General features: G+C 58.8%; 12 protein-coding genes and 1 pseudogene. 7 read left to right on the top strand and 6 right to left on the bottom strand.

Annotated elements, in window-relative coordinates; translation table 11 throughout:
* Window positions 1-269 precede the first annotated feature (269 nt).
* The gene (locus FQ187_RS14370; protein ID WP_149629991.1) at window positions 270-2075 is read left to right on the top strand and encodes a phenylacyl-CoA dehydrogenase; all 1806 of its coding nucleotides are present in this window, start codon (window positions 270-272) and stop codon (window positions 2073-2075) included.
* 88 nt (window positions 2076-2163) lie between these two features.
* Here FQ187_RS14370 and FQ187_RS14365 read toward each other — a convergent pair whose 3' ends face one another.
* Window positions 2164-3915 carry a hypothetical protein gene (locus tag FQ187_RS14365; RefSeq protein ID WP_149629990.1) on the bottom strand — a complete coding sequence of 584 codons (1752 nt, stop codon included), beginning with the start codon at window positions 3913-3915 and terminating at the stop codon, window positions 2164-2166.
* A 1127-nt stretch (window positions 3916-5042) separates the two neighbouring features.
* On the opposite strand from FQ187_RS14365, the gene FQ187_RS14360 reads away from it, so the two are divergent.
* The 6 genes and pseudogenes from FQ187_RS14360 (at window position 5043) to FQ187_RS14335 (ending at window position 13440) form a co-directional block, all read left to right on the top strand.
* Window positions 5043-7184, top strand: a complete 2142-nt coding sequence (locus FQ187_RS14360; protein WP_149629989.1) for a cytochrome-c peroxidase — start codon at window positions 5043-5045, stop codon at window positions 7182-7184.
* Window positions 7185-7341: 157 nt separating this feature from the next.
* Window positions 7342-8631 carry a GGDEF domain-containing protein gene (locus FQ187_RS14355; protein WP_149629988.1) on the top strand — a complete coding sequence of 430 codons (1290 nt, stop codon included), beginning with the start codon at window positions 7342-7344 and terminating at the stop codon, window positions 8629-8631.
* A 90-nt stretch (window positions 8632-8721) separates the two neighbouring features.
* Complete coding sequence (locus tag FQ187_RS14350) at window positions 8722-10518, top strand: acyl-CoA dehydrogenase C-terminal domain-containing protein (protein ID WP_149629987.1); 1797 nt, start codon at window positions 8722-8724, stop codon at window positions 10516-10518.
* 186 nt (window positions 10519-10704) lie between these two features.
* Entirely contained in the window at window positions 10705-12483 is a 1779-nt protein-coding gene (locus FQ187_RS14345; RefSeq protein WP_149629986.1) for an acyl-CoA dehydrogenase C-terminal domain-containing protein, read from the top strand.
* A 259-nt stretch (window positions 12484-12742) separates the two neighbouring features.
* Window positions 12743-13045: pseudogene (locus FQ187_RS14340) on the top strand (aspartate aminotransferase family protein); the annotation flags it as partial.
* Window positions 13046-13281: 236 nt separating this feature from the next.
* Window positions 13282-13440 carry a YqaE/Pmp3 family membrane protein gene (locus FQ187_RS14335; protein WP_007904205.1) on the top strand — a complete coding sequence of 53 codons (159 nt, stop codon included), beginning with the start codon at window positions 13282-13284 and terminating at the stop codon, window positions 13438-13440.
* A gap of 65 nt (window positions 13441-13505) precedes the next feature.
* Here the strand turns inward: FQ187_RS14335 and FQ187_RS14330 are convergent, their stop codons facing one another.
* From FQ187_RS14330 to pqqB, 5 genes are read right to left on the bottom strand one after another with little or no spacing between them, the layout of a single operon-like run.
* Window positions 13506-15332, bottom strand: a complete 1827-nt coding sequence (locus FQ187_RS14330; RefSeq protein ID WP_149629985.1) for a S9 family peptidase — start codon at window positions 15330-15332, stop codon at window positions 13506-13508.
* On the bottom strand, window positions 15298-16452 hold the full coding sequence (gene pqqE, locus FQ187_RS14325) for a pyrroloquinoline quinone biosynthesis protein PqqE (RefSeq protein ID WP_178122722.1): 1155 nt from the start codon (window positions 16450-16452) through the stop codon (window positions 15298-15300). The genes FQ187_RS14330 and pqqE overlap by 35 nt, the downstream gene beginning before the upstream one ends.
* Window positions 16445-16720, bottom strand: a complete 276-nt coding sequence (gene pqqD / locus FQ187_RS14320) for a pyrroloquinoline quinone biosynthesis peptide chaperone PqqD (RefSeq protein ID WP_132834027.1) — start codon at window positions 16718-16720, stop codon at window positions 16445-16447. Before pqqD ends, pqqE begins: the two co-directional genes overlap by 8 nt.
* Window positions 16717-17469, bottom strand: a complete 753-nt coding sequence (gene pqqC, locus FQ187_RS14315; protein ID WP_095127200.1) for a pyrroloquinoline-quinone synthase PqqC — start codon at window positions 17467-17469, stop codon at window positions 16717-16719. The genes pqqD and pqqC overlap by 4 nt, the downstream gene beginning before the upstream one ends.
* A gap of 32 nt (window positions 17470-17501) precedes the next feature.
* Window positions 17502-18413, bottom strand: coding sequence for a pyrroloquinoline quinone biosynthesis protein PqqB (pqqB, locus tag FQ187_RS14310; protein ID WP_149629983.1), 912 nt, complete (start codon window positions 18411-18413; stop codon window positions 17502-17504).
* Window positions 18414-18438: the final 25 nt, after the last annotated feature.

Raw genomic sequence — 18438 nt, 5'->3', positions numbered from 1 at the left:
TGAATCCGTTCCCTCAACGCCGCGACTATTCGCGGCGTTTTTCTGCGTGAATCCTTCTCCCTCAACTAGTCTTTCCTCCACAGCGTATTGCTCAGGCGACGGTGTTGCGTTGCTGTGGGTCTGGCATTTGCGTCGCGTGATGACGAACGGCAAAAGATCGGCGCTTGACAAGATTTAGGCGTAAACGTATGTTTCAAACAACTGTTTGACCGCCACAACAAATCAACGCGGTCGTTCATTCCCGGTTACATCAGCAGAGGTTAATCGCTATGCCTGACTACAAGGCCCCCTTGCGTGATATTCGCTTCGTTCGTGACGAACTGCTCGGCTACGAAGCGCACTATCAGAGCCTTCCGGCTTGCCAGGACGCAACTCCAGACATGGTTGACGCCATTCTTGAAGAAGGCGCCAAGTTTTGTGAGCAGGTGCTGGCTCCGCTGAACCGCGTGGGTGACACCGAAGGCTGCACCTGGAGCGAGTCCGGCGTTAAAACCCCGACCGGTTTCAAAGAAGCCTACAAACAATTCGTCGAAGGCGGCTGGCCAAGCCTGGCCCATGACGTAGAGCACGGCGGCCAAGGTCTGCCGGAATCTCTGGGGCTGGCTGTCAGCGAAATGGTTGGCGAAGCCAACTGGTCGTGGGGCATGTACCCAGGCCTGTCCCATGGCGCGATGAACACCATTTCCGAGCACGGCACGCCTGAGCAGCAAGAGGCTTACCTGACCAAGCTGGTTTCCGGCGAATGGACCGGCACCATGTGCCTGACCGAACCGCATTGCGGCACCGACCTGGGCATGCTGCGCACCAAGGCTGAACCTCAGGCCGACGGTTCCTACAAAGTCTCTGGCACCAAGATCTTCATCTCGGCCGGTGAACACGACATGGCCGACAACATCGTCCACATCGTGCTGGCACGTCTGCCGGATGCACCGGCTGGCACCAAAGGCATTTCGCTGTTCATCGTTCCCAAGTTCATGCCGAACGAAGACGGTTCGGTCGGCGCACGCAACGCTGTGACCTGTGGTTCCCTGGAACACAAGATGGGCATCCACGGTAACGCCACCTGCGTGATGAACTTCGACGCGGCCACCGGTTTCCTGATCGGCCCGGCGAACAAAGGCCTGAACTGCATGTTCACCTTCATGAACACCGCACGTCTGGGCACCGCGTTGCAAGGTCTGGCTCACGCCGAAATCGGCTTCCAGGGTGGTCTGAAATACGCTCGCGATCGTCTGCAAATGCGCTCCCTGACTGGCCCGAAAGCGCCGGAAAAAGCCGCTGACCCGATCATCGTTCACCCTGACGTACGTCGCATGCTGTTGACCATGAAGGCGTTCGCCGAAGGCAACCGTGCGATGGTTTACTTCACTGCCAAACAAGTCGACATCGTCAAATACGGCGTGGACGAAGAAGAGAAAAAGAAAGCCGACGCATTGCTGGCGTTCATGACGCCGATCGCCAAAGCCTTCATGACTGAAGTCGGCTTCGAATCCGCCAACCACGGCGTGCAAATCTATGGCGGCCACGGCTTCATCGCCGAGTGGGGCATGGAGCAGAACGTTCGCGACAGCCGTATTTCGATGCTGTACGAAGGCACCACCGGCATCCAGGCACTTGATCTGCTGGGCCGTAAAGTGCTGATGACTCAAGGCGAGGCTTTGAAAAGCTTCACCAAGATCGTCCACAAGTTCTGCCAGACCAACGAAGGCAACGAAGCGGTTAAAGAGTTCGTCGAGCCATTGGCTGCGCTGAACAAAGAGTGGGGCGAGCTGACCATGAAGGTCGGTATGGCGGCCATGAAGGATCGCGAAGAAGTCGGCGCGGCGTCGGTGGATTACCTGATGTACTCCGGTTACGCCTGCCTGGCTTACTTCTGGGCTGACATGGCGCGTCTGGCTGCCGAAAAACTGGCTGCCGGCACCACCGAAGAAGCGTTCTACACCGCCAAGCTGCAGACTGCGCGCTTCTACTTCCAGCGGATCCTGCCGCGTACTCGCACTCATGTGGTCACCATGCTGTCGGGCGCCAACAACCTGATGGACATGAAAGAAGAGAACTTCGCGCTGGGCTACTAAGCCTTAACGCAGTCCTTCGAAAAAAAACCGCCGCTCCTTCGGGAACGGCGGTTTTTTTTTTGCTCCATCCTGACTCGTCAGACCTTACTCACCATGGGGTTGGGTCGAGAGGACCGACCCCAGTCGGGGTGCTCACGCCTTCTCCGTTACGCAGGAACGGCAGGTGCCAGAAATCGTTCGGCACGACTGGATCGCCGGGTTTGACGCCTTCCGGAAAGATGAACTCAAACACTGGCGCCACATACTGTCCCGCTATCAGACCATTAGCCACCGTTAGCCTGCTGGCGTTTTGAATGCAACTGTCCACGGCGGTCTGCGAAGCGGTCATCTGTGGAGCGCAAAGTGAGCGCGCAACAACACGCAACGTACGCGTCGGCTGGCTGAGAAGCCCAGTCGGTGCCTTGGTCGCGCGAACCCTCGCACGTTGTGGCTGAGGACCAGTGTTCTGGGTTGTGATGCCACCCGAGACACCAAGACAACTCGTTGCAAGGGACTGTGCAGGGTTGCATTCGCCCGTCATCTCATAGGGTGTAACCCAGCGATTGGTTTGTACACCCGTCGAAGGATTGACATCTATCAAATAAATGTCGACCGGTGTCTTGACGTCGGTTGTCGATGCTTCAAGGAAAATCCGGTCTTGCGTCTCCTGCGCTACACCGTTGATGGCCGTTGCCGCCGGGTCGGCGGTACCGATGCCAAATTCCCCGATAGCCAGGTAGCTGGGCTGCGAACCCGGCTGAGTGTAGATCCCGATGTTTGCCTCAATCGTGTGTGCAGAGATGTAGTCCGGGGTGCCCGCTGTTGTCGATTTGAACAGTGTGCCAGCGTAGCTGATGAAGTCGCCGACTTCGAACGGTGCCTGTTGCGTCGGGTCGGGGTCCGCTGCCGTGCGTGCAGCATCGCTGAATCTCTTCATGACGAACTGGCTGCAATAGACCTGACCCAGAGCCGGAGGGGAAAGCTCTCCGCTGGCCGGAGGTGTTACGCCGGCCTGGTTGAAGTTCCGGCAGTTGTTGGTGGTGGTTGGGGTCACCACTTTTGGCCGGTTTTTCTGTGGGCAGAGTGCATCGTCCCCGGATACCGTGCGTGGCACGCACATCGGGTAGCCGGTGGCGGCGTGAATAGTTGGGTTGGCGTCATCAACGGAGAAGCGAGGGTCGGGGCTTTGGGGGCGGCCAAAGCGTCCGCTTGGATCATTGATCTGAATGATCGTCGGTTGCAGGGGATTACCGCTGTCCACTTCGATGTTGCCGTTGGTGTAGTCGATCCGGGTGATGTAGCCGCTACCAGCATTGGCGGATTGCTGGGATACAAAGATCAGCCCGGCAATTTGCTTGTTGGAGACGGTATTGCCAACCACGTGGATCTCGAACGAGGGATATGAAGTCGGTCCTTTATTGAGCGCCAGTGTCCCGCCCCTGACAAAATCAGCCCAGGTCAGGGTATTGGCCGGCATCTGGAGAACCGTATTACAAGGGACTGTAATCGTCATGCCGTTCAGTTGGACTGTCCCCCCAAAGCGACTGGGGTCACTGGTGTTCGGGCAGCTTGCATTAGTAGGGTCCAGGGTCATGTTCTGGATAAAGCCTGTCACGTCGAAGCCATGAATCGCATCCGGGTTCGTGAATACCGGATTGGGCAGGGTGGGTGTCGTGAATGGCGAGGGTGCGCCCTTGACGGGCTTGGCAGTCCCGCCTTGGGCAAATGCATGACCCGCCACTCCAACGGCCAGTGCGCAGGCGACGGCACCGGCAAGCAGTGCGTGGCGACCGAAGACGCCGTTGAATCGCTTGAGGAGTGGCGGTGTGGCGAGCGTTTTCGCGTGTACGGATAAGCTCATGGTTTTCTCCAAAATCTTGCAGGACCAGTTGCCGGCCAATCGACTCTCATACCTGCTGATGCGCTGAATCCCGCGCAAAAGAGACGCAAAGGCGTGAGCGTCGAATTGGGGCTCGATCCGGAGGGAAAAGTGGCTGTGACGTTGTACGGTCGGTACAGGATCGACACTCACCCTTCAGATGCTTTCAACCTGCGTTGTGTTGGCCGGTTCTGGACACAATCGCGAGAGACATTTCCCGAGCCTGAAACGTCCAAAGCAGTTGTCGTGCCGGATTGGCACAGTCAGTCGCTAGCCCGCAGAAATGTGGGCTTCGCTGTCGTTGATGGCGCCAAACTCAACTCTGGCGAGCTCATATGCACCAATGTAGGGGGGGATATATCCCCATATTTGTGAGTTTGGCGAAAAGTTGAAGACAGGGTAGTTGCCTAGTGTGCCATGACCTCAATAACGGCATGCGCAATATGGATCTTCAATTGTTAGAGAAGTGAAGGATGGCCGGCGTGCGTCGAGGTTGTTAACCATTATTTTTGTCGCTCCGATATTAACTAAAGGCAAAAGCTTGTGCAGGTGCGAGCTGCACACGAATTTAGTTTTTGCAATTAGTGAGATGTCCTCCCGCTGTCTATTCGGATTTATCAAGCGGCATTTAAAATACCTGCTGCCACTGTATGTCATGAACTAGCAATTACTCTGCCAGCCTTTTTATTGCCTATGTAAAAGATAATGAATCCCTTTAAATACAGGTGTGTGGTGGTTTTTTTTGAACGGTGTGCAGACCTTGTTGGGGAATGACACCCAGTAGTGGGGGGGTAAGTGCACCGAAGTTGAGGATTACGTGTAGTTGCTACTGCTCATGTCTGAGCACGATAAAAAAATATTGTATTTTGGCTGTTGAGATTTTTTGTTACAGCTAGAGTTGAGTTAAGCGCCCCCGTAGCGCGACAAATTATCGTTTCAATAAAGCCTGAGCCAAGAGAGTACTTTGCCAGTTCGGCTTCGCCGCGTCCTACCCAACTTCGAGTTGGTGTAATGGCTCGTGCGAGCAGCACGATTCATGGCCGTTAGTTCATCTCGTAACAGGAAAATCCCGGAGCCCGGCTACTCCGTACTGAATCGAGAATGTCATCATGGTGAAGCCCTTGAGCATCCTTCGTACTTCCCGCTTGGCCTGCGCGATCGCGGGCAACCTGATCGCAGTCAGTCTGGCTTGCAACAGCGCTCTTGCCGCTACCGCGCCAGAGATTGTCGCGCCCGCGCCGGATGTGCCCAGCCTGCAGTCGCTGCATGGGATGACACCGCCCGACCCCTCGGGAACAGAGGGCGGGCGCAAAGTCGACCTGATGTCCGACTATGTGCTCAATCGTTCGGCGGCGATTCTATTGGGTAAGGCGCTTTTCTGGGACATGGAGATCGGTAGCGACGGCTCGACGGCGTGTGCGTCCTGCCACTTTCACGCAGGGGTCGATCACCGGATCACCAACCAGATCAACCCGGGCCAGGCCAGCACCCATGCAAACGTTGCGTCGATCTTCAACAAGCCGTTCGTAGCCGCCGATATTCCAGGCGACGTCTCTTCCTACGCGACCCTGTCCGCAGGCAAGGGCGGGCCGAACTACACGCTCAAGAAAACCGACTTCCCGACCCACGTGCTGGCCGATCCGCTGGATCGCAATTCGCCGATTGTCTACTCGACCGACGATGTGATTGGCTCGCAAGGGGTGTTCGACGCCAACTTCGTCAAACCCAGACAAGCGCGTTTCGACAAGTGCATTCAGCAACCGGACGGTATCTTCCAGGTGGGGGGCATCAACGTGCGGCGCAGCACGGGACGCAATGCTCCGACGGTGATCAATGCCGCGTTCAACGTTCGCAACTTCTGGGACGGTCGGGCCAATAACGTGTTCAACGGCTTCTCGCCGTTCGGTAATCGCGACCCTGACGCCGGGATTTTCGTCACCAGCGACCGCAGCGGGGTGGCGACCAAGGTGCGGCTGGCACTCAACGATGCGTCTGCCGCCTCGCAGGCCGTGGGCCCCCCCGGCAGTCCGGTTGAAATGTCCTGCGGCGGTCGCACCTTCGCGGACATTGGACGGCGCATGCTCGATACGCTGATGCTTAAACAGCAGAGGATTTCATCCACCGATTCGGTGCTCGGCCCCGTTTCCGGTGCCCGCCGGCCCACCTACAGGGAATTGATCAAGGCGGCTTTTTATCCTCGACTTTGGAACGCCACCAAGCAGGTTTCACTCGGCGACGCTCCTTATACCCAGATGGAAGCCAACTTCCCGCTGTTCTTCGGGCTGGCGATTCAGATGTACGAAGCCACCCTGATTTCCGACCAGGCACCGCTGGATGCCTACCTGCAGGGTAATCAACAGGCAATGAATGCCCAGCAAGTCCAGGGGATGAATCTGTTCCTCGGCAAAGGCAAGTGCATCAGTTGTCACGGCGGCGCGGAACTGACCAACGCCGCCAGCCGGTTGCTGTTCCATCCCCGTGAGCGGATCGAACGTATGGTGATGGCTGACAACCTGATCGCGCTGTACGACAACGGCTTCTACAACACCGGTGTGCGCCCGACGTCAGAGGACCTGGCACTCGGCGGATCGGACGCGTGGGGCAACCCGCTGTCGTTCACTCGTGAATACAACACCCAACTGCAGGGCAAGAGTGTGCCGGATCCGCTGGACGTTGATGTCTGCACCTTTGAAGCGCTGCTGAGTGCGGGAATACCCTGCGACCCGACGCTCAAGCCCAATGTGGGCTTCCACGATGCGGTTGATGGTGCATTCAAAACCCCGACGTTGCGCAATATCGCGTTGACCGGGCCTTATTTCCACAATGGCAGCCGCGCGACGCTCAAGCAGGTCATGGAGTTCTACAACCGGGGCGGCGACCGGCGTGGCTCGGAGGCGAACAACACCAGCGGCTTCGATCATCCGAGTGTGAACCAGCACAACACCTCCAACCTTGATCCGGACATGACCGCGCTGAACCTGACTCCCGATGAAGTGGATGCGCTGGTCAAGTTCATGGAGGTCGGGTTGACCGATCCGCGAGTCGCCTGGGAGCGGGCGCCATTCGATCATCCATCGCTGGTCGTTCCACAAGGCGAGGTGGGTGACGAAAACTCCGTGACGATACGGCCAGTCAGTCCGAAGATAACCACCCGACAGGCGATGGATGCGCTAATAAAGCTCAAACCCGTAGGTGCAGAAGGTCGCAAAGTTGAAGAGGGGCCATTGCAGCCGTTCTACAACGACCTTTGATGGGATGACTCTACCTGCGTTACTGGCCGCTCTGCTTGTGGCCAGTAACGCACCTTCTAAAAAAAGCTTGGCAAATCACTCAGTAAGTCAACGGTTCTGCCGTTACAGTAGGTGGGCACAATGCCATCTATTGATATGACGGGTCGGAGCTTTACCCTTGCCGCGTTCTTCCGCTGTACGTTTCAGCCATTTCCTGCCGTCATTGCTGCTTTTGCTCGCGGGGCTGGCGGCTGCGTACGTGAAGGATCTGAACGTCTTTTTCACCTCGCTGTTCAACGTACTGCCAACCTTGGTGCTGTTGCTCGGCGGTGCGTACTGCGCGGTTTACCGACGTCAGCGTGAGCTGTTTCTGATGGTCACGGTGTACATCGCCTACTTCCTGCTCGACACCCAGACCGACTATTACCGCGACAACGGCAAGGTTCGTGAAGACGCCGCGGTGGTTTTCCATCTGTGCTGCCTGTTGCTGCCGTTGCTCTATGGTTTGTTCGCCGGCTGGCAGGAGCGCACCCACCTGTTCCAGGACATGGTGGCGCGCTTCGCTGTGTTGCTGGCTTTCGGTAGCGTGGCGTTGGGGCTGGAACAAAGTTACCCACAGGCGCTGTTGATGTGGTTGTCGGAGATCCGCTGGCCAGCGTTGCATGGCGCGTGGATGAGCCTGATCCAGTTGTCTTATCCTGTGTTCATCGCCTCGTTTGTATTACTGGCCTGGCAATACTGGCGCAACCCGAGACCCTTGCATGCTGCCCAATTGGTGGGTCTGCTCGGGTTGTTCTGGATGTTGCCGAAAACCTTCATCCTGCCGTTCACCTTGAACATCATGTGCAGTCAGGTGATGTTGATGATTGCCGCAGCGGTCGCCCATGAGGCCTACCAAATGGCCTTCCGCGACGAGCTTACCGGCCTGCCGGGCCGGCGTGCCTTGAACGAGCGGATGCAGCGGTTGGGGCGCAATTACGTGCTGGCGATGAGCGACGTCGATCACTTCAAGAAATTCAATGACACCCACGGTCACGATGTCGGCGACCAAGTGCTGCGACTGGTCGCCAGCAAGCTGTCGAAAATCGGCGGAGGCGGTAGGGCGTATCGCTACGGCGGAGAGGAGTTTGCGTTGGTGTTCGCGGGCAAGACCCTCGAAGAGTGCATGCCGCACCTTGAAGTCATCCGCGAGTCCATCGCCACCTACAACATTCAGCTGCGCAATCAGGACAGCCGTCCTCAGGACGACCAGCAAGGTCGGCAACGTCGCGCAGGCTCGGGCGCCTCCAGTGTGTCGGTCACCGTCAGTATCGGCGTGGCCGAACGATTGGAGCAGCGCACCCCCGAGAAAGTGCTCAAGTCCGCTGACGAGGCGCTCTACAGTGCCAAGGGGGCAGGGCGAAACTGTGTGGTGGCGTTTGGTCAGACCCGTCGTGGCGCGGTGCGCATGGACGCCGCCAATGATTGAGTGATGATGGCGCATTCAGCGTCTGGACTGTGATTGTGAGGCCGGGTGTGCGGCAGTAGGTTTGGGGAATCTGCTGCCGGAGAAATGACCATGCCTGAGTACAAAGCTCCCCTGCGCGACATGCGCTTTCTGATCGACCACGTCTTCGATTTTCACAGCAACTACGCCGCGCTGGGCGCCACCGATGCCAGCCCGGACATGGTCAATGCGATCCTCGAAGAAGGTGCGAAATTCTGTGAGAACGTTCTCGCACCGCTGAACCGCAGCGGTGATGAAGAAGGCTGCCATTTCGACAATGGTGTGGTGACTACGCCTACAGGCTTCAAGCAGGCCTTCGCACAATACGTTGAAGGTGGCTGGCACGGTCTGGCGGCTGATCCGGTTTACGGTGGCCAGGGTTTGCCGAGCTCACTGGGGCTGGTCATCAGCGAAATGGTCGGCTCCAGCAACACCTCTTGGGGCATGTACCCTGGTCTGACTCACGGCGCGATGTCGGCGATCCACGCCCATGGCACGGAAGAACAGAAACAGACTTACCTGAGCAAGCTCACCTCCGGCCAATGGACCGGCACCATGTGCCTGACCGAAGCAAATTGCGGCACTGACCTGGGCATCATCAAAACCCGCGCCTTGCCTGCGGCTGACGGCAGCTATGCAATCTCCGGCAGCAAGATCTTCATCTCTGCCGGCGAGCACGACATGAGTGAAAACATCATTCACCTGGTGCTGGCGAAACTGCCGGACGCTCCGGCCGGCACCAAGGGCATTTCGCTGTTTATCGTTCCTAAATTCCTACCCAATGACGAGGGTGAGGCGGGCGAACGTAATGGTGTTTCCTGTGGCTCGATCGAACACAAAATGGGCATCAAGGCCTCGGCCACCTGCGTGCTGAACTTCGACGACGCCAAGGGCTTCTTGATCGGTGAGCCGAACAAGGGCCTGAACTGCATGTTCACCATGATGAACCATGCTCGGCTGGGCACCGGCATGCAGGGTTTGTGTCTGGGGGAGGCGAGCTTTCAAGGCGCGATCAAGTACGCCAATGATCGACTGCAAATGCGCGCGCTGACCGGCCCGAAAGCACCGGAAAAAGCCGCCGATCCGATCATTGTTCATCCTGACGTGCGCAGGATGTTGCTGACCATGAAGGCGTTCAACGAAGGCAATCGGGCGCTGACTTATTTCACTGCGCAGTTGCTGGACGTGGCGCATTTGAGCCCGGATGAAACGGCGCGCCAGGAAGCCGAAGACCTGCTGGCGTTCCTCACGCCGATCTGCAAAGCCTTCATGACCGATACCGGACTGGAAGTGACCAACCACGGCATGCAGGTGTTCGGTGGTCACGGTTTCATCCGCGAGTGGGGCATGGAGCAGTTGGTTCGTGACTGCCGGATCGCACCGATCTACGAAGGCACCAACGGCATTCAGGCGCTGGACTTGCTTGGAAGAAAAGTCCTCGGCAGCCAGGGGAAATTGCTGCGCGGGTTCACCAAAATCGTTCACAAATTCTGTGCGGCAAACGCCGGACATCCGCAACTCGCCAGCTACGTGGCGCAGCTCAACGACCTGAATCAGCAGTGGGGAGAGGTGACCGCCAAGGTCGGCATGGCCGCGATGAAAAACCCGGATGAAGTCGGCGCGGCTTCGGTGGATTACCTGATGTACAGCGGTTACATCATCCTCGGCTATCTGTGGCTGCGCATGGCGCTGGTCGCTCAGGCGCAGCTCGATTCGGGCAGCGGCGAGGCCGATTACTGCCAGGCAAAACTGGCGACCAGCGAGTTTTACTTCAAGCGTTTACTGCCACGCACCGCGGCTCATCGGGCGGCCATCGAGGCGGGCAGCGATTGCTTGATGAAGCTGCCTGCGGAGTTATTCGGACTATAGTTTTCCAAGTCGACGTAAAAGAGCCCGCCTGGTTGCGGGCTTCTTTAATGGTTCGTTGTTCGGTGACTAAAAATAACAAAATGGTCATGAGCTGACCCTATGTGTCGTAAAAGTTGTTGGGTTACACTCGAACCCAACGAAAGACCACTCCTACGAATCACCTGTTTAGATCTTGCGAGGTTTGCCATGGCTGACTACAAAGCGCCCCTGCGCGATATGCGCTTCGTCCTCAATGAAGTTTTCGAGGTCGCCAAACTATGGGCCGAGCTGCCAGCGCTGGCCGAGACTGTCGATGCTGAAACGGTCGAAGCCATTCTTGAAGAAGCCGGCAAGGTCACCAGCAAAAGCATCGCGCCCCTGAGCCGTGCGGCTGACGAAGAAGGTTGCCATTGGGCGGACGGTGCCGTCACCACGCCGGCAGGTTTCCCACAGGCTTATCAGACTTACGCTGAAGGCGGTTGGGTCGGTGTCGGTGGCGATCCGACCTACGGCGGCATGGGCATGCCCAAGGCTGTTTCGGCGCAAGTCGAAGAAATGGTCAACTCCGCCAGCTTGTCGTTCGGTCTGTACCCGATGCTGACCGCCGGCGCCTGCCTGTCGATCAACGCCCACGCCAGTGAAGAACTGAAAGCGGCGTACCTGCCGAACATGTACGCCGGCGTCTGGGCCGGCTCCATGTGCCTGACCGAGCCACACGCCGGTACTGACCTGGGGATCATCCGCACCAAGGCTGACCCTCAGGCCGATGGTTCCTACAAAGTCAGCGGTACCAAGATTTTCATCACCGGCGGTGAGCACGACCTGACCGAGAACATCATCCACCTGGTGCTGGCCAAGCTGCCGGACGCACCGGCGGGGCCGAAAGGCATTTCTCTGTTCCTGGTGCCGAAGTTCATGGTCAATGCCGATGGCAGCCTGGGCGCCCGTAATCCAGCGAACTGCGGTTCGATCGAACACAAAATGGGCATCCAGGCCTCCGCTACCTGTGTGATGAACTTCGACGAAGCGGTCGGTTACCTGGTCGGCGAGCCGAACAAAGGCCTGGCCGCGATGTTCACGATGATGAACTACGAACGTCTGGGTGTTGGCATCCAGGGCCTCGCCACCGGCGAGCGCTCGTATCAGAACGCCGTCGAGTACGCCCGCGACCGTCTGCAAAGCCGTTCGCCGACCGGCGCGCAAAACAAGGACAAGGTCGCTGACCCGATCATCGTCCACCCGGACGTGCGTCGCATGTTGCTGACCATGAAAGCGTCGAACGAAGGCGGTCGTGCCTTTTCGACTTACGTGGCCATGCAGCTGGACACCGCCAAGTTCAGCGAAGACGCCACGACCCGCAAGCGCGCGGAAGACTTGGTGGCCTTGCTGACCCCAGTGGCCAAGGCGTTCCTCACTGACCTCGGGTTGGAAACCACCATTCACGGGCAGCAGGTTTTCGGCGGCCATGGTTACATCCGTGAGTGGGGCCAGGAGCAACTGGTGCGCGACGTGCGCATCACCCAGATCTACGAAGGCACCAACGGCATTCAGGCGCTGGACCTGGTAGGACGCAAGATCGTCGGCACCGGCGGGGCGTTCTACAACCTGTTTGCCGACGAGATCCGTCATTTCACCGCGACCGCCAGCGCTGATCTGGTGGAGTTCACCAAACCGCTGAACGATGCGGTGACCACCCTCGACGAACTGACCGCCTGGTTGCTGGATCGGGCGAGGAGCAACCCGAACGAAATAGGCGCCGCCTCGGTCGAGTATCTGCAAGCATTCGGTTACACGGCTTATGCGTACATGTGGGCACTGATGGCCAAGGCCGCTTTTGGCAAAGAAGCGCAGGACGATTTCTACGCGAGCAAGTTGGGCACGGCGCGCTTCTATTTCGCACGTCTGCTGCCGCGCATTCACTCGTTGAGCGCGTCGGTGAAGGCCGGTAGCGAGTCACTGTTCCTGCTGGACGCAGGACAGTTCTGACAATGTAACGTCATGTAAGCATTCTCTTACATGACGTACTGCTCTTCTCCCATAGATGAAGATTGGATCCACAGCTAATCTACTTCACATGGACGTCGCGCAGGAAGCGCAAAGCAACAACACGGACACGTAGGATTCTGCCAGGACGGCGGAGTGAAATGGATGTCAGGGAAACAGTCTGCAAAGCCCCGCTTCGGCGGGGTTTTCTTTTGCCTGCAGAAAAGTGCTCAGCTCATCTCATCCAGTGTTGCCGGGCTGCAATGCACTGATGACGGCGGCCGGTCTTGCCGTCCTCGACAGCGTTCAGGACAAGGGGTTTATCAATCATGTCGGGGAAATCGGTCAGCACCTGAGCGAAGGTCTGCAGCGTTTATCCCATCGCTATGGTCACGGCGAGTTGCACGGGCAAGGACTGTTCTGGGTCTTACCTTGTCCGACGAATCGGCTGACGCCGCCGTCAAAGCGGCATTGTAGGAAGGCTTGCTGCTCAACGCGCAAAGCCAAAATCGACGAAATGCTCCTGTGCCTGACCCGCGCCTTCTCCCGTGGGCGCACTGCGTAACTGCAGTGCTGCAAAGGGATTGCCTTGATCAGACCCGCCCTGCACGAATTCCCGAACCGTCTCGCGGTATAACGCATCTCCCCATGCCTGATTCTGTTGGCGTGGGGCGATTTTTTGCCTGTGGATTTCGCCAGGAAGGTTTCACTCTCGGACGTGATGGCACTGAACCCTGACGAACGGCAAAGGTCGATTAGCTGTAGGCTCGCACGAGCCAACTTTAATCAGGAGCTGACCCCATGGACTTTATTCGCATCATCATCGCCATTCTGTTGCCGCCACTGGGTGTGTTTCTGCAAGTCGGTTTCGCCGGGGCGTTCTGGCTGAATATTCTGCTGACGCTGTGCGGTTACATCCCCGGGATCGTGCATGCGGTGTACATCATCGCCAAACGCTGAGTTTCGCGGCGTCAGATAGACTCCATTCGCGGGCAAGGCTTGCCTGCGAATGGAACGCTGCGATCTCACTCCGCCAATGCCATCACCCTTCGATAAAACAACCACTCCTGCTCCAGCGCATGGGCCTGATTGCCGGCCTTGCGAAAGCCATGGCGTTCGTCAGCGTAGTAATGCGCTTCAACCAGAATGCCGTTGTCCTGCAACGCCGTGACCATGTCGCGGGTCTGTTGCGGAATCACCACAGCGTCCAGTTCACCCTGAAAGAAAATCACCGGAACACTAATGTTGCCCGCATGCAGCAACGGCGTTCGTGCAGCGTAGCGTTCGGCATCCTGCACCGGGTCGCCGATCAGCCAATCCAGATAATCGCCTTCGAACTTGTGAGTCGTCCGGCCCAGCGCCACCGGATCACTGACGCCATACAGGCTGGCGCCCGCGCGGAAGACGTTGTGGTAGGCCAATGCGCAAAGGGTGGTGTAACCACCGGCACTGCCACCGCGAATAAACGCCTGGTTGCCGTCGATCAGTCCGCGATCGGCAAGATGAGCGACGACGGCGCAGGCGTCCTCCACATCCACTTCGCCCCAGCTCAAATGCAGCGCTTGTCGATAAGCCCGGCCATAGCCACTGCTGCCGCGGTAGTTGAGGTCGGCCACGGCGAAGCCGCGTTGCGCCCAGTACTGGATACGCGGATCGAGCATGGGGTAGCAGGCCGAAGTCGGGCCGCCGTGGATGAACACCACCAGAGGCGGTTTCGCGTCACTGGTCATTGCGGGATAGAAGAAGCCGTGTGCCTCGCCCGAACCACTCGGGTAGCGCAGGGTTTGCGGGACGCTGATTTGCTCGGCAGGCAACGGTGCAATGCCGCCAGCCAGTGTTTTGACCTGTCGGGTCTGGCGGTCGATGGCAATGACTGACGACGAACTGACTGGGGATGCGGCGATGCAGTAAATGAACTGCTCATCCAGTGCGAGAGAGCGGAAGCGGCTGTAATCGCCCGTGAAATCTTCACAGGCGTCACCACAAAGACCCAGTTTGCCAAACCCGTCTTCAGTCCAGCTCGCCAGATAGCTGCCTTCGCTCAGTGGCAACCAAGTGCTGCCACCCAGCTGCCACGGTGCTGGCCCATGATCCGCTGCGGCACTCGGCAGCGGGCTCAAACCGTCTGCCGATTCCACCCAAGGCCGCCAGTAGCCACCGCGATCAGTCAGACAAAACAGGCGGCCGCTGGTATCGAACCTCGGTTGTTGCAGCGATTCCTCAGCGTCTTCGCCCGCCACGCAACGCGGCAGAGCAAAGCGGCCGTCGTTCTGGCGTTCGGCAACCATCAGGCGAGTCGCGGTCCATGGTTGATCCGGACGGCTCCACTCGATCCACGCCAATCGTTGCGCGTCGGGACTTAATGTCGGCGCGGCATAGAAGTCGGCGCCTTCGGCCAGCAGATGACGTACTCCGTCAGCCACATCGATAGCCACCAGACGATGCCGATCGCGGTTTTCTTCAACCGCCAATACCTGCCCGTTAGCGAATTGCAGATCGCCGTATCGGCATTCGCCTGAGCTCAGCAACTCAGGTGTCTCGCCGGCCAGCGACTGTCGATACAGTTGTTGGTCCGCCTCGTTGACGAACACTATCCCGTCATCGGTCAGACAGAACGCGCCGCCGCCGTATTCGTACACCCGACTGCGCACACTGAAGCCCGCTGGCGTCAGGCAATGCGCCTGGCCGCCTCGCCAATGCCAGATCCGACAAGCGGCGTCCTCGGGGCGGTACTCGTTCCAGAACAAGCCATGTGGGCCGAACTGCAACTCGGCGAAGTCGATGCCGGCCGCGACGGCACTGGCAGCGCTGAAGGGTTCAGCTTTTAGCGATGAGTCGTGAATTTCGTTCATTGCGAAAGGCCAGTTGTTCGATGGTCTGGGGCGCGTGCTCGGCTTCTTCGCGAGCCTTGAGGATCACGCCGTGATGTTCCGACTTGCTGCACACCGGGTCGGCGTTGCTCGCGTCCCCCGTGAGCATGAATGCCTGGCAGCGACAGCCGCCGAAGTCTTTTTCTTTCTCGTCGCAGGAACGGCACGGCTCGGGCATCCAGTCGTAACCGCGGAAGCGGTTGAAGCCGAACGAGTCGTACCAGATGTGCTGCATGGTGTGGTCGCGTACGTTGGGAAACTGTACCGGCATCTGTCGGGCGCCGTGACAGGGCAGGGCGGTTCCGTCCGGCGTGACCGTCAGAAAGATGCTGCCCCAGCCGTTCATGCAGGCTTTCGGGCGCTCTTCGTAATAGTCAGGGGTGACGAAAATCAGCTTGCACGGATGCCCTTCGGCTTCCAGTTTGGCGCGGTATTCGTTGGTGATGCGTTCGGCGCGGACCAGTTGTTCCTTGGTCGGTAACAGACCGACCCGATTGAGCTGCGCCCAACCGTAGAACTGGCACGTGGCGAGTTCCACAAAGTCCGCCTCAAGAGCAATGCACAGCTCGATGATCCGGTCGATCTTGTCGATGTTGTGCCGATGGGTCACGAAGTTCAGCACCATCGGATAACCGTGGGCTTTTACTGCACGAGCCATTTCCAGCTTCTGGGCGAAGGCCTTTTTCGAGCCGGCCAGCAAGTTGTTCACCTGCTCGTCGCTGGCCTGAAAGCTGATCTGGATATGGTCCAGGCCAGCCTTCTTGAAGTCGCTGATTTTCTGCTCGGTCAGGCCAATGCCCGAGGTGATCAGGTTGGTGTAGAAACCCAACTTGCGCGCCTCGGCAATCAGCTCCGCGAGGTCCTGGCGCACCAGCGGTTCACCGCCGGAAAAGCCCAACTGCGCCGCGCCCATTTCCCGCGCTTCGCGGAACACTTTGATCCACTGTTCGGTGCTCAGTTCTTTGCCTTGCTCGGCGAAGTCCAGCGGATTGGAACAATACGGGCATTGCAGCGGGCAGCGATAGGTCAGCTCGGCCAGCAGCCACAGCGGCAGGCCGATTTCCGGTTGGGGCGGTAACTTGTCTGACGCGCAATCAGGCAAGTTCGATCCAGTGCTGAGCACGGGCGACCTCCATGAATTGCTCGATGTCGTCACCGAGCTCGGGCACGCCGGGGAACTGCGCGTCCAGTTCGGCGATGATCGCCGCGACGTCACGTTCGCCGTCGATCAAACCGCCGATCAGCGCGGCGCTTTCGTTGAGTTTGATCATGCCTTCCGGGTAGAGCAGCACATGACCTTTCTGCGCCGGTTCGTACTGGAAGCGGTAGCCGGTACGCCAGGTCGGGGTCTTGCTGCGATCAAAACTCATAAGGTGATTCCTTTATGCCAGACCCGTTGCTCGGTCACGCTGTGATACGGCGGGCGTTTCAGTTCGTAGGCCATGCTCATGGCATCGAGCATGCTCCAAAGAATGTCCAGTTTGAACTGGAGAATTTCCAGCATGCGCTCTTGGCCGGCCCGCGTCGTGTAGTGCTGCAATGTGATCGCCAAGCCGTGCTCCACGTCGCGGCGCGCCTGACCCAGGCGGGTGCGGAAATACTCATAACCGGCCGGGTCGATCCACGGGTAATGCTGCGGCCAGCTGTCCAGGCGCGACTGGTGGATCTGCGGCGCAAACAGTTCGGTCAGCGAGCTGCTGGCGGCTTCCTGCCAACTGGCCCGGCGGGCGAAGTTGACGTAGGCATCGACGGCAAAACGAACGCCGGGCAGTACCAATTCCTGCGAGCGTAGCTGATCCGGGTCGAGGCCGACGGCCTGGCCCAGGCGCAGCCAGGCTTCGATGCCGCCGTCTTCGCCGGGGGCGCCGTCATGGTCGAGCAAGCGCTGAATCCACTCACGACGAATCTCGCGGTCCGGGCAGTTGGCGAGGATCGCGGCATCCTTGAGCGGGATATTCACCTGATAATAGAAACGGTTGGCGACCCAGCCCTGGATCTGCTCGCGCGTTGCCCGGCCTTCATACATCGCCACGTGGTACGGGTGATGGATGTGGTAATAGGCGCCCTTGGCGCGCAGGGCCGCTTCGAACTCGGCGGGGGACATTGCGGTGTCAGTCATTTCGGTTCTCCGGGTACTGTGGGAACAAATCCCTACAGCACAATACTCATGCCGTCATACGCCACTTCAACATTACGCCGCGCCAGTTCGGCGCGCTCCGGCGAATCCTCATCAAGAATCGGGTTGGTGTTGTTGATGTGGATAAGTACTTTGCGCTGGTTGGGCAGCTGTTCCAGCACTTCCAGCATGCCGCCGGGGCCGTTCTGCGCCAGGTGGCCCATTTCCCGACCGGTGCGGGTGCCGACGCCACGCCGCTGCATTTCGTCGTCATCCCACATCGTGCCGTCCACCAGCAGGCAGTCGCTGCCGGCCATGATCTCCAGCAGCGGGGCGTCGACCTTGCCCAGGCCCGGCGCGTAAAACAGTTTGCCGCCGGTGTTGAGGTCTTCAACGATCAGGCCGATGTTGTCGCCCGGGTGCGGGTCGAAGCGGTGCGGCGAGTATGGCGGTGCGGCGCTGCGCAGCGGCAACGGGGTGAAGCACAGGCTCGGGCAGGCCGGGATGGTGAAGCTGTGGTCGAGCTCGATCTGGTTCCAGGTCAGCCCGCCGTTCCAGTGGGTCAGCATGGTGAACAGCGGGAAACCGGTGCTCAGGTCTTCGTGGACCATGTCGGTGCACCAGACCTGGTGCGGGCAACCTTCGCGCAGGCTGAGCAGGCCAGTGGTGTGGTCGATCTGGCTGTCCATCAGGATGATCGCGTTGATGCCGGTATCGCGCAGGGCGCGGCCCGGTTGCATCGGGGCAAAGCTCTGGAGCTGGGCGCGGATGTCCGGCGATGCGTTGCACAACACCCAGTTCATACCGTTATCGGAAATCGCGATGGACGACTGGGTCCGCGCTTTGGCGTTCAGGCTGCCATCGCGAAAACCGGCGCAGTTCACGCAGTTGCAGTTCCACTGGGGGAAACCACCGCCGGCGGCGGAACCTAGAATCTGGACAAACATGGCCGCTCCATCATTCGAATACTGA

It is taken from the genome of Pseudomonas sp. ANT_J28 (assembly GCF_008370005.1).
GTDB lineage: Bacteria > Pseudomonadota > Gammaproteobacteria > Pseudomonadales > Pseudomonadaceae > Aquipseudomonas > Aquipseudomonas frigoris.
This window is presented reverse-complemented; position numbering and strand designations above follow the sequence as displayed.